The organism is Sporomusa sp. GT1 (genome assembly GCF_014634905.1).
Lineage (GTDB): Bacteria > Bacillota > Negativicutes > Sporomusales > Sporomusaceae > Sporomusa > Sporomusa sphaeroides.
This window is the reverse complement of record NZ_BMBX01000005.1, coordinates 102,923-116,441: the sequence shown is the minus strand read 5'-3', so window position 1 is coordinate 116,441 and position 13,519 is coordinate 102,923. Positions and strand designations below refer to the sequence as shown.

Annotated in this window: 13 protein-coding genes; all 13 read right to left on the bottom strand. The window is 54.5% G+C overall.

The genetic code is table 11. From position 1 onward, the window contains the following. Positions 1 to 49 precede the first annotated feature (49 nt). The 13 genes from GT1_RS09115 to GT1_RS09055 all read right to left on the bottom strand — a co-directional run bounded on the left by GT1_RS09115 (position 50) and on the right by GT1_RS09055 (position 13,499). Positions 50 to 2,539: a LuxR C-terminal-related transcriptional regulator gene (locus tag GT1_RS09115; protein WP_223226145.1), complete on the bottom strand. Its 2,490-nt coding sequence runs from the start codon at positions 2,537 to 2,539 to the stop codon at positions 50 to 52. A gap of 52 nt (positions 2,540 to 2,591) precedes the next feature. Further along, positions 2,592 to 3,005, bottom strand: a complete 414-nt coding sequence (locus GT1_RS09110; RefSeq protein ID WP_188398442.1) for a hypothetical protein — start codon at positions 3,003 to 3,005, stop codon at positions 2,592 to 2,594. A 148-nt stretch (positions 3,006 to 3,153) separates the two neighbouring features. Continuing rightward, positions 3,154 to 3,843, bottom strand: coding sequence for a hypothetical protein (locus GT1_RS09105; RefSeq protein ID WP_188398441.1), 690 nt, complete (start codon positions 3,841 to 3,843; stop codon positions 3,154 to 3,156). 23 nt (positions 3,844 to 3,866) lie between these two features. Next, entirely contained in the window at positions 3,867 to 4,190 is a 324-nt protein-coding gene (locus GT1_RS09100) for a WXG100 family type VII secretion target (RefSeq protein ID WP_188398440.1), read from the bottom strand. Then, positions 4,190 to 4,498 carry a WXG100 family type VII secretion target gene (locus tag GT1_RS09095; RefSeq protein WP_188398439.1) on the bottom strand — a complete coding sequence of 103 codons (309 nt, stop codon included), beginning with the start codon at positions 4,496 to 4,498 and terminating at the stop codon, positions 4,190 to 4,192. The genes GT1_RS09100 and GT1_RS09095 overlap by 1 nt, the downstream gene beginning before the upstream one ends. A gap of 19 nt (positions 4,499 to 4,517) precedes the next feature. Further along, entirely contained in the window at positions 4,518 to 4,811 is a 294-nt protein-coding gene (locus tag GT1_RS09090) for a WXG100 family type VII secretion target (RefSeq protein WP_188398438.1), read from the bottom strand. Between the two features lie 11 nt (positions 4,812 to 4,822). Continuing rightward, on the bottom strand, positions 4,823 to 5,146 hold the full coding sequence (locus GT1_RS09085) for a WXG100 family type VII secretion target (protein WP_188398437.1): 324 nt from the start codon (positions 5,144 to 5,146) through the stop codon (positions 4,823 to 4,825). A gap of 13 nt (positions 5,147 to 5,159) precedes the next feature. Then, positions 5,160 to 5,450, bottom strand: a complete 291-nt coding sequence (locus tag GT1_RS09080; RefSeq protein ID WP_223226144.1) for a WXG100 family type VII secretion target — start codon at positions 5,448 to 5,450, stop codon at positions 5,160 to 5,162. A gap of 22 nt (positions 5,451 to 5,472) precedes the next feature. Then, the gene (locus tag GT1_RS09075; RefSeq protein ID WP_188398435.1) at positions 5,473 to 5,727 is read right to left on the bottom strand and encodes a hypothetical protein; all 255 of its coding nucleotides are present in this window, start codon (positions 5,725 to 5,727) and stop codon (positions 5,473 to 5,475) included. Then, positions 5,724 to 10,334 (bottom strand): type VII secretion protein EssC, encoded by a 4,611-nt coding sequence (gene essC, locus GT1_RS09070; RefSeq protein WP_188398434.1) that lies wholly within the window; start codon positions 10,332 to 10,334, stop codon positions 5,724 to 5,726. Before essC ends, GT1_RS09075 begins: the two co-directional genes overlap by 4 nt. Before the next feature lie 24 nt (positions 10,335 to 10,358). Next, a complete protein-coding gene (locus GT1_RS09065; protein ID WP_188398433.1) occupies positions 10,359 to 11,435 on the bottom strand; it encodes a hypothetical protein in 1,077 nt (358 codons plus the stop codon). Between the two features lie 421 nt (positions 11,436 to 11,856). Continuing rightward, complete coding sequence (locus GT1_RS09060) at positions 11,857 to 12,276, bottom strand: hypothetical protein (RefSeq protein WP_188398432.1); 420 nt, start codon at positions 12,274 to 12,276, stop codon at positions 11,857 to 11,859. Then, complete coding sequence (locus tag GT1_RS09055; protein WP_188398431.1) at positions 12,273 to 13,499, bottom strand: DUF3137 domain-containing protein; 1,227 nt, start codon at positions 13,497 to 13,499, stop codon at positions 12,273 to 12,275. The genes GT1_RS09060 and GT1_RS09055 overlap by 4 nt, the downstream gene beginning before the upstream one ends. Positions 13,500 to 13,519: the final 20 nt, after the last annotated feature.

Below are 13,519 nucleotides of genomic sequence, written 5' to 3'. Positions count from 1 at the left end.
TTGTTTTGCACCAACAGTACCCACCGGGTAATTTTGCTCAATAAAAATTTCATTTCGTCGCTTTACTGTCTTTTAAACGTTCTTGCAGTTGTGCCCGCGACTTAATAGCAAGCTTTTCGAAAACCATTTTTAGTCTTGCCTTTACGGTATTTTCCGAAATCACCAGATTGCCGGCAATTTCCCGGTTGGACAAACCGGCCGCGGCCAAAACGGCAACCTCGTTTTCCCTGGCTGTCAAATCCGGCTTAGGGGCGGCGAAATGTGTCCGCAGAATTTTTTTTATACCTTGTTCATATTTTTTACTTAGAGAAAAGATCTGCCTTACATGACCGGTGTACTGTTCTTCAGCGGCAAGCTGTTTCAAAAGATCCGCGATATAGCTGACATTCTCGGCAAAAGGCAGATAGACCTGATCGGGAAGAGCAATGGCCAGCGCGGCTTTAAGGCTGGAAATCGCCTCGTCTTTTGCGGTCAGCTTATGGTACGCCGCAGCCAGATATATCCGGGTATAGATCTCGCTGAGCAGGTTCGGATACACGGCGGCGGCCGCCAGAAATACATCAGCCATACCAACCAGCCTTCGGTATTCTCCGTTTGCCAGCAAATAGCGTCCATGCACAATATAAAGTGCGGGCAGAGCCGGGAACATCAGCCGGGTACCGGTATAATCACCGCCGGCAATCCACCCGGCGGTCCTGCCGGGCATGTTGAGCAGCAGATGCACATAAGATTCACAAATGTCAAGCGTGTGTAATAACAGATATTGCTTTCTGGCCTCGATCAAATCCCGTATTTGCTTTTGCAGCGAAACCGCTTCCGGGTAACTGCCATGCAGCAGGGCCAGCCGCATTTGGACAAAGGCGGCTGCCAGCATTATGCTCCACTGGCCTTTCTCCCGTGCATAATGCCGGCCTTTATGAATAACAGCTTCGGCCTTTTCTATGGCACCGGTGTGCAAAGCGGCTTCGGCTTCCATAATGTACTCTGCACCGCTGCCATGTCCGTCAGCCAGCCGGCAATAATAGGGCAGGCATTCTTTCAGGTCTTCCACCTGGGCCGCCAGCCGGCCGCTTTCACGGTAAAACATCAGCAGCACCGACGGCGAACCGAAGGTCCAGTTGCCTTTGTTCTCTTCGCCTGTTACCGGTTTATCCATATAATACAGGGCGTTGCGGTGATGTTTGGACATTTCCCGGATGTTATTGTATTTTGTCAGGCTTAAAAGGCGCTCATATTCCATCCACAGAGCGTTTTTTTGCTCCCGGGTCCCGGCAAAAGCATCAATATGTCCTTCAAATACGGCGCAGGCCGCCTTCAGCCTGACGCTTTCGTTATAAGAAATCATAAAACGGATAAAAACCAGCATGGCGGCAAGATTTTCAATTTTTAACGCCTGTGGGCAGCCGTCAAAGTATTCGATTATTTTTTGCTTGTGCTCTCCGGTAATGGCCGCCCCTTTGGTCGTACTCAGGACCATGAGAATGAAACGAAAATTGCCGGCGTTTTCAAAGCAGGTCATAGCCTGGATGCATTCCTGCTGTTTGAGGTGCCAGTGCCCCGCCCGCTCCCATAGCGCGTTTCTGCGCTCCTGGCTTTGCACGGCAAACGCCTCCCGCACATGGGAAAGAAACAAATTATGAAAGCAATAGCGTCCTGTCGCCGCATCTTTGGCAATAAAAGCGTTTTTGCGAAAAAGCTCCTCGACCAGGCCGGCAGCATTTCCCTCCGGCCACATATACCACGCCTGCTCCAGACTGAAGGAATCAAACAGGCAAATGCAGTGTAAAAACTCCTTCACGCTGGCATCCAGCGGCTGATACACCATGCTGCGCACCAGTGCCGCAACATTGTCTGAGATGAAAAATTTGCCGTGCTCAACATATTCCAGCATGTACAGATACAGTGGCGTGATCCAACCCTCGCTGTAGGCAAACAGTCTCACCTGCAGCTCCTTGGTGATTACTATGCCGCACAGCGCGTAATATTTGGCAATATCACCGGGTTGAAGCAGAAAGCAATCGGTTCCAATATAGTTTACAGCACCCTTTAGCCGCAAGCCGGCCAGCACCTCAGGCAAAAACACGGTGCGGCTGGTGATAACGATATGAAACTGCGGCGGCAGATTGGCCAGCAAAAAGCCAAAAAAATTATCCATGCTGTCGGCAGCGACAAAATGGTAGTCGTCGATAACCAGCACCGTCGCCTGGGTGAGTCTGACACTGCCAATAAGCTCCACCGCTTTTTGCACCAGCACGGCATCTGTCGGCAAACCCAGTTTTTGCAGGCTGTCGGCCAGCTCCGGCCCAAGAGGCGCCAATGCTTTGCAAAAGCCGTTCCAAAAATAAGCGACTCCGTCCGCGTAAACCGTGTGCCAAAGAATTTTGGCGTTTGTATGTTGCAAAACAAAGCGCACCGCCGTCGTCTTTCCGTAACCCATAGGCGCTTCCAGGACGGTCAGCGCATAGTCGGGTATGGAATTCAGCCGGTCTTGCAGTTTTTCGGTAAAATACAGCGCGCCGGTATCATACATGTCTACCATGGGCAAGTAATTCACTCCTTCACGAAAAACGCTTTTGTTTCCCTGTCCCCGCTCAACCCCCGGTCTGGGGATGGATTCGCATATCGCGGGCAATAACCATGCATTCAGGCTGACTGTCCAGGTAATGCCGGAACAGCCTGTTGCCCAGCCGCTTCAGTAAAAAAATAAATTCCGGTGCCGCAGGGTTTCGGGAGGAAAAAAGCTGCGCGGCGGCCTGCCTGTAATAAGGCTCGTTCAGAATACGCAAAGGAACCTCTTCCGCTATGAGAATCCGCGCCCCGATTTGGGCGGGACCGAATTGACCGGCATATACGCCGCGGTAGACGATGGTCTGCAACTCCCGTTCGGCGTACAGGACTTTAAGCAGCAGCGTGCCCCCGGCTTCGTCCGGCCAAATCTCCCGGAGGATGACATTCCCGTATAAGAAGCGGCCGCCCGTAGGTCTGTAAAAAGTCCTCCCGGTCAAAAGGCCCCCTCCTTTTCCCTCTTTTTACACCACTATACATCGGGGAGGGGTAGCCGCAATAGCCCCGAAAAGTATCCTTTTTTATCAAAAAAATTAAAACGCGCGAATTCTCCGCGTGTCTGCGGAAAACCCGTGCGTTTTACAGACTCTATTCAGCTTCTGCCTTGTGCCCCAGCAACCGCGCCCGTTCCAGCGCTTTTTCCAGTTGTGCTTCCGGCGTATCGGCAGCAGGCACCCCAGCCTTGCCGGCCTCTTCCTCCTGACGCCGCTTTTTCAGTTGCAGCGCACCCATGGCAGCGCCCGCGCCAGCCATAGCACCCAACCCACCGGCTCCAGCCATGTCTGCACCGCCGGCAACGCCAGCTCCCGGTTCGGCAGCAATACCGGTGTTAGCCGCCATACCGGCAGAGGAATTAACCGCCGCCCCCGCCGGCGCGGCGGTATAGTTGACGGTGGTGGCATTGATCGTCACCCCGGCCGGCGACGGTGCGGCAGCCGCGCCGCCGACCGAGGCTACAACTACCGGGTTTTTATAGAAATCCCGGTTATGCGCCTTCAGATTATCCACTTTCTTCACCTGGCGGGTTTCAGCCGACGTGTAGCTGCCCACGCTTCTGGCAAGAATCTGGCCTGCCGTGCTTAATACCGCCCGGGACTCCCCAAGCTGGGCGCCAAGTTTTTGCAGATTGCTTCGCACGGTGGCCAGCGTCTGATTGTGCCCCAGCCTGCCCTGAATCTGATTGACCTGCTGCGCATAGCCGTCCAGCAGCTTGGCAACAGCCTTCAGTTCTTCGGCCTCTTTGCTTAGAACCTTATATGACACTTTATACTTCGCCATAAGACCGCTCCTTTTCCCAGGCTTTACCGCATGGTGTTGTTCGGCAGCTTCGGCAGTTTGGAGGCTTCCTGCTGCACCGCTTTTTCATTGCGCTCATAGGCATCGGCGGAATCGTACAGCGCGTGTACCAGGCGCTCCACCGCGCCCAGGCTTTCAGCGCATCTGTCCAGAACTCTCTGAAAGCCGGTGTTAAAGCTGATGGCCGCTTCCCCGGTCCATACCCCCTTTAACGAGCCTACCTGGCTGTTGGAGGCATGGAGGGTACTCTTCAGGGCAGTGTGAACCTTGCCGATATCATCGGCGATTTGACGCAGCTTCGCCGGATCGGCCTGGATATCGTTAGTCATTATTTCCTCCCTCCCATTTTGGCTTTAATGGCTTCGGCGGCTGCCATATCGGCCTTGCCGTAGGTATTGGCGATGGCGGTGAGCGAAGCAGAGCAGCTCATGATGGCTTCTGCCAGCTGCAAAAAATTCTGCGTGTTCTGGAGATACGCATTCTGATAAGCCTTGGCCCCTTCGCCTTTCCAGACTTGCCCCAGATTGGCCATACTTTCGTCCAGTTTTTTAATTTGATTGTTAATGGTGGCATAATTCTTGTCAAGCTCGGCTGCCACACTTTTCATTTTCTGGATATCAACCATGCTTTGCGCCATGTGGTTTCACACTCCTTGCTTACACTCTTTGCGCAGACTGCCTGGCGGCTGCGTCCGCCGCCTTCATTTTATTGGCGGCCGTACGCAAAAACTCCGCCATATCACGCAGATATTTCGCTTTTTTACCCAAATCTTCCTGAACACCCCGGATATAGGTAAGGTATACCTTGGCCGCCTGACCCGACCACGCCGCGTCCACATTCTCATACACCAAGTCCAGCTTTCTGACGCAGTGGTTTTGCAGGTCGGCCGCCAGTTCCTCCAGCAGTTTTGCCTGATTCATGGTTTGGTTGTAATCAAATTGAATAGCCAATTTCGCTCACCTCACCGAAACGGTTTATCAAACGTTAGTGACTTGCCGGTTTCCTGAATATTTTTTTCGGTTTTGTCGTAGATGCCGGCAATTTCCCGGAGTGTTGCCGAATAACCCGACAAAGCTCCCAACAAATCGACGGCGCTTTTTTGCACCTGCTCCACCGTGTTTTTGATATTGTCGGAGACATCGCCCTGCCAGCTTCCCCGCAGGCTGTTCATGGACCTGTTCCAGTCCTGGCAGAGACGGCTGAGCTCTTTGGCCGCACCGTCCACAGTATCGGCAGTGGCAGCAAAGAGCTTGGTATCGATTTTGCTTTCATTTCCCGTTGCCATTGGCCTGCCCCCTTTATCTCAATGAAGAAACCTCACTGAGGATTTCGCTTTCTGTTTTGTCAAAATCGGCAGCCGTCTCCCTGAGTTGGAGACTGATCTCCCGGAATTGCTCCAGCATTTCCTTCATAGCCTCCTCATCCCGCCGGTAGCGGCTCATAAATTCGGCCTTAACGCCGGAAACCCAGCCTTTATCCAGGGCGGCGACAGCCTCCCGCACTTTGGCTGTCTGATTGGCGATGGCCGCCACAATTTCATCAAGCTGCTGCACGGCGCTGCCGATTTGCTCTGAGTCAATATTGCTCATATTGGCCACAGCACTGCCTCCTTTATAACAAAATGATGGTATCGCCGCTGCTCACGCCGACCTCGCTCAAGATCTCATGATCCTGAAGCAAGCCTTCCAGCCGGCTGGAACAAAAGAGCACCTCGGCCGCGTCGGCGAAAATATCCCGGTTTTCGACAGCGGAGATCTGGGCAATAAACTGTTTTTTCACCCTCCCTACCGACATGCCGTTATCGGCGGTAAACTCGTAGGTCTTGGCATTGCCGGGAACCTGCACTTCCAGATAAATTTTACTCACTCAGAGCCCACCTCCTTTACCAGCGGTGTAAGGATTCTGACAGCCGCTCCGTCCGGCCCGGCGGCATACCCGGCTCCCGCCGGGAGCTGACGCACATTGTCGGCAGCGGACAGGGCAAATTGCAGGATGCTTTGCTGATCAAACAGGCCGCCGAGATGCACGCCCCGGCGATAGCCTGCATAGGTGCGCATGGCGGTATAACGCGTCATGTCGGCGTAGTCGTCAGGCGTAATGGCCGCAAAGAACTGAATCTTGTGGCCCAAACCCTTTGCCAGCGCGATTTCAAAAAAGCCGCTCATCTCCATATGGGGACTATACACCGCCGTAAGGAAGGCCGTCATGTTGTCGATAATAACCACAATGCGCTCATGGCCGGCTAAGGCTGCCGCGATATCGCCGCCCGCGTCCCTGGTATCGGCGACAATGCCGTTGCGTTCGCTGAAGGCAGGCACGATCACCGACTCCATCAGCGCGAACAGTTCCGCGTCGCTGCGGACAACCTGTTCAAAGCCGGTCAGGCTGTCAAGCCCGCTGTCCCCGTCGTCGAACAGAAAGAGACGCGCGCCTTTATTCCGGGCCTGCCTGGCGACAGCCGCCAGCAGATTGGTTTTGCCGGAGACGCCGGAGCCACCCACTATATAGCAAAATTCCTCATCCAGATTTACAGTGATAAGCTTGCCGTCTTCGGTGCCGAGGCCGATCGCCAGCATATTCCCGGGCAGAGCTTTGACATCGGCCCGGTTTAATAGTACGCCAAAGCTAAGACTGTCCAGCCTGTCGCCAATTTTTTTGACACCCTCGCCGGCGCCTGGTTTCATCGTCGCAAATTTCCGGCGCAAAGTCTGCGCCTGGGAAAGACCTTCGTCCTCGCGCACGCAGAGCGCCACCTGGAATTCCACCGGCAGTGGGGCCTTGATCAGGCCGCGGCCGGGAGTGCGGCTCTCGGGAATGATCTCGGTGCGGTCGCCGATAACGGCCTCGTATTCAAACCGGTCAGGCATTTGCAGCGCGATGCCGGCAACGAAGTTTTGCCGGATGCGGCTTCTAAGCTCGCCGGCGTTATTCATGGTCAGCACCAGGTAGATGCCGTAGCTTGCCGCCTCCCGGGAAAGCTGGGCCAGGGTGTCTTCATATTGTTCATAGCTTTCAATAAACGCCACATAGTTGTCAATCAGCAGCAAAATAGCCGGACAATTGTCATGCTGCGCTACATATTCACGGAAAGAGCCGATCCCCTGCCCGGAAAACTCGCTCTTGCGCCGGGCCAGCGTCTTTTGCAGCAGTTCAAAGGTTTCGGCGATCTTTTCGTCATCTCCCTCAAACATCACGCCGCCCACATGCGGCAGGCTGCCGAACACCGCCATGGTGCGGCTGGAGAAGTCTGCCACATACAGGTTGATTTCCTGGGGGGAATACCGGTTCACGGCACTGTAAACCAGCGTTTGCAACAGGGTCGTCTTGCCTGAACCGCCGGCGCCGCAGACTAAGAGATGACCGTCAGTCATGAAATCCACCGCGCAGGGGTACTGATTCTGACCCTCGGGATTATCGGCAAGACCGACCGGCAGCAGCACGGAAAAGCCTTCCGGCCGGGCGATTGCGTCCAGTTCCTCCAGATATACGGCTTTCGGCAGCGGCGGCATCCAGATTTGCTTGAGGCCGGGAATGCCGTTCTCGGCTGCGATTTGCGCCGCATGTTTCACCACAGCGTCCAGTTGGGTAACCTTCTGAATGTTGTCAGACTTTTTCTGTTTTTTCTGCTTGGGTACGCCGCTTTTGCCGATAAGATTAATCAGCTCCACTTTGGCGTTTTTGTCGTCGGTGAATGGCACGTGCGGCTCATAGGCCGCACCCGACCAGCCGGACTGGAATTCCTCAAAGATTTCGTCGTTGCCTACCTGGAAATAGCCGCGGCCGGTGCCGGTGATAAAGGCGGCGTCAGGGCGTTTGAGCATCTCGTTGGAGTCTTGCTTGTCGGCCACGCGCAAGCATAGCCTAAAGCGGGTGTTGGACCAGATCTCGTCATCCACCACGCCACTGGGCTTCTGGGTGGCGAGAATAAGGTTGACTCCCAGGGACCGGCCGACGCGGGCGGCGGAAACAAGCGCCCGCACAAACTCCGGCTGTTCCTTTTTGAGCTCAGCGAACTCGTCGGCGATAATTAACAGATGCGGCATAGGCTCGGTCGCCACGCCGGAGCGGTACAGCTCGATGTAAGCGTCAATATGCTTGACCTTGTATTCGTTGAAAATGCACTGGCGGGACTTGATCTCCGCATTGATGGACAGCAGCGCGCGATTAGTGGCATTGCCACCAAGGTTGGTAATGACGCCGGAAAGATGGGGCAGCCCCAAAAAGCTCTGGGCCATGCCGCCACCCTTGTAGTCAATCAGGATGAAGGCCACCTCATGCGGATGGTAGTTGACCACAAGCGACAGGATATAGCTTTGCAGTGTCTCGGATTTACCGGAGCCGGTGGTGCCGGCAACCAGCCCGTGCGGGCCGTGGTATTTCTCATGTATGTCCAGATAAAGCGGCTGATTGCCGGACTTATAGCCAATCATCGAGCGCATGCTTTCATAGGTGCGGTTCTCCAGCCACTTGTGCAGCATGCCCAGTTCCTCCACCCTGGCGGTTTTATACATATCCAGAAAGGAGAGTATATCGGGAATGGCGGTGGATACGTTAAGCTCCCGCACCTGATAGCCCGAAAGGCGGCGGGCAAACTGCTCGGTCAGGGCCAGCGGCATGGCATCATAAGCGACGTTTTCCCGCTGGGGGAACAGACCCGTAGTGGAGTAAAAGCCGCGGTTTTCCGGATCATCCTGCACAATGGCGGTGCAGCCGCTGGGCAGCTTGTCGATAGCATCCACCAGATAGATGACCGACAGCCCCAGCTCCGGCTGGGGATTCATCAGGTATTTTGCGATAGGTTCATCCTCCACCAGCGACCAGTCGGCCACCACCACCACATAATGCGGCAGCACCTTGGCGCCGTCTTCCTCGCCGGCCTCCCGTTCCAGACGCTCCCGGATGACGGTGGAAAGATGGTACATTACATCGCCTACCGTATTTTTGTCGTTGGCAATCAGGCGCAGCTTGCCGTCCGGTGTCCAGACATGGGGCAGCCAGCGGGTATAATGCCAGTTGTCGGCTTCCCGCATGGGATAGACATAGCACAGGCGCACATCGGTGTAAGGATGGAGCCCGGCGAGCTGTGTACTGATGAGGTTGCCCAGCGCCAAAACCCGCTGCCTGTCCCGGCTGACAACTCCCACCATCCGGTTTTGGTAGGCGGAAAGCTCTACCGGCACGCCTTTCAGGGTAGACATGGTCTCTCTGATCTCCTCCACCTTGTCATTAAGCGGGTCGTGCGCCATCATCATCTGTTCCTTGGACACCACGATCCGGTTAGGGGAAGGAATATTGCCCAGCCCGAATCGGACTGCCAGAAAATCCTCATGATTGCTGCTCTTTTCCCACAGGCGGGAACTGCCTTCCAGCGCAAAAGCGGCTACATCCCCGGCAGTTGGGAACATCCTGAGCAAAGCAGCGCGGTTGTATTCAATCTTCTGCAGAATTTGCTGAGCCATTTTGGCAATATAGGCACTGTAGCTGTGCACACGGGCCGCTTCGGTTTCCAGTTCCTCTTTGTTTTGGTGACGGATGTTGAGCATGGCCCACATGCCGCCGATCAGCGCCGCGCCGACAGACATCACCAGACCGCCGGCGGCAGAAGCCCCGCTGCCGCCCATCATCATTACCCCGGCAATCATCGGGACCATCATGGTGAGCGACGGGCCGATAACAAAAATAATCGGCTGCTTCTTCTGCTGGTTTTTCGGCGGGCATTTCTCAATGGTAAAAGTTTCTTCATCCAGTTTTTCCAGCTTACGGGGTGTACGAAGGAAATAGGCTTCGCCGTTTTCCTTCGCGGCTTCCTCCGCTTCCTGCCCGGCAGCCTCAATGCGGATGAGCTTCAGCTTGCCCTCATCAACAATGCAGGCCTGCTTGGGGTTGTTGATGGCCAGAACATTGCCCAGATAAACAATTTTCAGACCAATAATATAAATAATGTCACCATATTTAAGGCTATGCTCCCCGGCAAGCATGCGGCCGTTGACAAAGGTGCCGTTGACGCTTCCCAGATCTCTGGCCACCGCTTTGCCGTCCGCAAAGTCAATCTCCGCGTGACTGGGCGAGCAGAAGCGGTTGCCGTACGTAATGAGGTTGCCTGCCCCACTGCCGATTCCAACCCGCAGTGCCACGGCCGGATCATGGAAATACTTGCCGAACCGGGTGTTGCCGTCGTCCACTTCCTCCACAGTGACAGAAAATATCTCGTCACTGCCGCCGAGTTCGCAGTTGAGGAGCAGCCCGGGTGCCAGCGCTACGGTTTCCATCGGCTGCTCATTATGGATAATAGTGAACTGGCGGCTGCCGCTCAACTGCCAGGTTTCGTCCCACACCGCCAGCGGCAGGGTGATGTCCTCCTGCCAGCCGCTGATATGGGGCCGGATATCCACCGGAACCGTTTTATTGTTTACCAAAGGAAGATAAATCTCCTGGAAGCCGTTGGAAAATACAACCGTTAGTAACAGATGCATGCCGGATTCTCCTTCCTGACCGGATTATTTTACAGTAGTCTTTTTGTCCCAGATTTTCTCTACAAGCGGCAAATACTTCACGGCCAGGCTTGTTTTGCAAATGAAGGCGTACTCAGACACATAAGACTGCTTATTCTTATACCAGACTCCTGTCCACCAGTACATATACATTTCCTGGCCCGTATCATCCTTGAACGTAGCGGTGGTCAAATACCGCCAGACATTGCCGCTGGGATTTACAACCTTCTGGCTCAGCACGGCAGGCTCGGACACCGTGTTCAGCAACCCCGCAACCTTCGCCTTGTTATTGGCCTCCAGCACCGGGATTACCATGTCCTTGTTGGCCAGATACTTTGCCGTGGGCGTGTCGGCTATAGAAATAATCAGCATCGCATGGGCATCGTCCCCCGCACTCAAAACCAGCTCACTTGCCGTGGATGACTGGACGGTAAAGATGCTGGACGGATAATGGATAATAATCCCGCTGGTGCTTAATGTCTTTTGGTCATTAAACGGCGCGTTAACGTCTATGACAGTGTCCACTGCGACCGCCTTGGCCGCATTGTTCGTATCGCCGGGATCGCCCTGCGCTTCTTCGCCGCCGCCCCAGGCAAAAAACAATACTGCCATCAGAACCACAACAGCCGCGCCGATGATCTTCAGCCGCTTGGGGTTGCCGGTGATTTTTTCCATGGCGGCCGGGCTGATATCCGGCCGGGGAATACTGATTTTCGGCATCTGCGGCAGGCCTGCGCCTTTGCCCTCTTGCTCCGCCGGCGGCGGCCCCAGGATGGCGTCAGGATTGGCGGCGGCTTCCGCCTTCTGGGCCCGCGCCTCCTCGGCAATCCTTATGGCTTCCTCCTCTGCCTGACGTTTGCGCTCGGCCACCTCGGCCTCCAGGCGGCGCACCTCCTCCTCGGCGGCTTTGCGTTTGGCTTCTTCCTCAGCGGCTTTGCGCTGCACCTCCTGCTCGGCAAGCTGCTTCTTGCGGGCGCTGACGAACAGGGCCGACGTGTCGTCACCGGACGCCGCACCCGGATTTTTCTTTTCCTCATTACTCATTACCGTATTCCTCCTTAGTGCCTGTGCCGCTGCCGGCAAGGCAAAGCTGTCTATGAATGAAACTCACAGGTTGCCGGAAAATCCTCTATACAAATTATACCGGGGCACTTTCGACAATTTCAGTACCCAATGGGTAATTTCCGCAAAAAAACACCATATCCATTTGGAGAGAATATCCGCCATAGACCAAAAAGTATCCTTTCCGCGTCAACACACAAAAAAACGCACAAGTTTTTTCCACAGGCAAGCGGTAAAAATTCGTGCGCTTTCTTTTTGTGCTATATCGAAAATACTGTTCCGTGAAAGCTCTGTGAAAATAGCTGCCTTTGAGCTGTTGCGGCAGCCGTATTCGGCCAGGTGCATAATCGCCGCTTAATCTTGCTATTGGCGGTGTCATAGCTGTAAAATTGGCGCCTCAGCCGGCGAGAACCTGGTGGCATCACCGGCTGAGGCACTCTCATCAGCCGGCCGCGCTGCTATGCTTCCAGCGCATATAGCCGCCTCTTACCTCGTAGCTGTCAACAGGCCAGATGATCTCTGCGTTTCTGATTCTGAACCGGTGGTTGGATTCGCCATAAGGCGCAATCATTTTTTCAAAATCCCGGAAGCTCCCCTTTACCGTGCCGGTATAGCCTGAATCGTTAGTAATGGTGGCCGTAAGGTTAAATTCATAGACATAGTTGATATACCGATCTGTGTTGTTACGGAAATACCCGTCAATGATCAGTATATTTTCGGGCGTGTTATCCTCAGTCACCTCATAGTACAAATTGGTGGTATGCCACTCAACCTGGGCAGCTTCCGCCTGAACCGGCAGCAGGCACACCAGACCGAATAGCACGGCTGCGCAAATCAATAACCAGCTTTTGCTCTTTTTCACTGTCCATCCTCCTCGTCTTTTTTGCTAGCATGCGGTTGGTCTTTCAGGTATAAGGTATCGATGAGATCAAGCATCGCCTTAATGTCTCCGGTCACGCGCCGGCGCTGTTCGGAGAGCGTGGCATCACCGCCGGCGGCTTCAAACATATCACCGCAGCTTAGCGCCACATAGAGCTTATCTTCGCGGAAAGAAAGATACAGCAGACAGCCCAGTTTGTCTGAGGCCATCAAAATGCTTTCCAGAACAGGCGGGGTCAGGATACGCAAGGCTGCCGTCGGACTGGGGGCGCTGACGTAAAACCGCCGATTGAAGGCGTCCAGTTCGGTTTGAATCGCCTCGGTACTCTTCATCCTGCCGCCATGCCGGTCACAGACAGTGACCGGTTCATTGGAGATGGCGTCATAGTCAAAGATCATCAGCCGTCCGCGAAACACGCTGACATATATTGTCCGTGTCTGTAATTCGCCGTCGTCATCCCGGTAAGTCTCCTCCCGCTCCTCCTGCAAATGGATATCCGACTGAATAAAGTGACGCCCATGGTAGTCTGCCGCCAAATAATCGTTACCGTAGTAAATGTCATAGTGAGGAAACAGCGCCGCCGCTTTGACCAAGGCTTCATCCAGCTTTGCTTCCGGCTGAAAATCCAGATTGTCCAGAACCGCTTCCAGTTCTCCGGTCACAATCAGTTCTTTAAACATACGCTTGTAGCGCAGCTTGACAGATGTCTTCGCCAGCCAAAAGCCGAGGAGCGCAAGTCCTGCCAGAAGCATGAAGCCGTAGAAGCCCGCCTCACCGAAATCGCCGTATAAGTCCTCCAGGAAGACAAAGCCCAGGCTAAACAGGATAATCGCCGTAATTGGAAAGAGCAGGTCCAGGGCCTGCGATTTCAGCCGCAGCTTTTCCAGTTCCAGCAGTTGCGGGGAACCGGTGGCGATAGTTTCCCGGAAGCTTTGCCGCTGTTTTACGCCGCTGAGCATCCCGCCGACGAGTAGGCCGATCAGCGAGGCGACCCCCAGCATGATTGCCAGAATCGGGCCAAACGCTACGATAAAGAGGATGAGTGCGAAGATCAGACCGATGATGCCGTCTTCCATTACCATAGGGGCAAAATTGCCCCAAAAGGCTGTGGCAATGATCAGAGCAACAGCGGCAAAAGCCAGCCGCAGCCACTTGACCCAGGAGTGCGGGCTGTTAAAGCCTAATATTTTTTTGATCCAATTCATATGTTTTCCCCCCCCCCCAT

Bases quoted from the DNA above. Each gene is read 5' to 3' on its own strand.
- GT1_RS09115 (WP_223226145.1), bottom strand. From the start codon at position 2,539: ATGGTAGACATGTATGATACCGGCGCGCTGTATTTTACCGAAAAACTG.
- GT1_RS09105 (WP_188398441.1), bottom strand. From the start codon at position 3,843: ATGGCGAAGTATAAAGTGTCATATAAGGTTCTAAGCAAAGAGGCCGAA.
- GT1_RS09100 (WP_188398440.1), bottom strand. From the start codon at position 4,190: ATGACTAACGATATCCAGGCCGATCCGGCGAAGCTGCGTCAAATCGCC.
- GT1_RS09095 (WP_188398439.1), bottom strand. From the start codon at position 4,498: ATGGCGCAAAGCATGGTTGATATCCAGAAAATGAAAAGTGTGGCAGCC.
- GT1_RS09085 (WP_188398437.1), bottom strand. From the start codon at position 5,146: ATGGCAACGGGAAATGAAAGCAAAATCGATACCAAGCTCTTTGCTGCC.
- GT1_RS09080 (WP_223226144.1), bottom strand. From the start codon at position 5,450: ATGAGCAATATTGACTCAGAGCAAATCGGCAGCGCCGTGCAGCAGCTT.
- essC (WP_188398434.1), bottom strand. From the start codon at position 10,334: ATGCATCTGTTACTAACGGTTGTATTTTCCAACGGCTTCCAGGAGATT.
- GT1_RS09055 (WP_188398431.1), bottom strand. From the start codon at position 13,499: ATGAATTGGATCAAAAAAATATTAGGCTTTAACAGCCCGCACTCCTGG.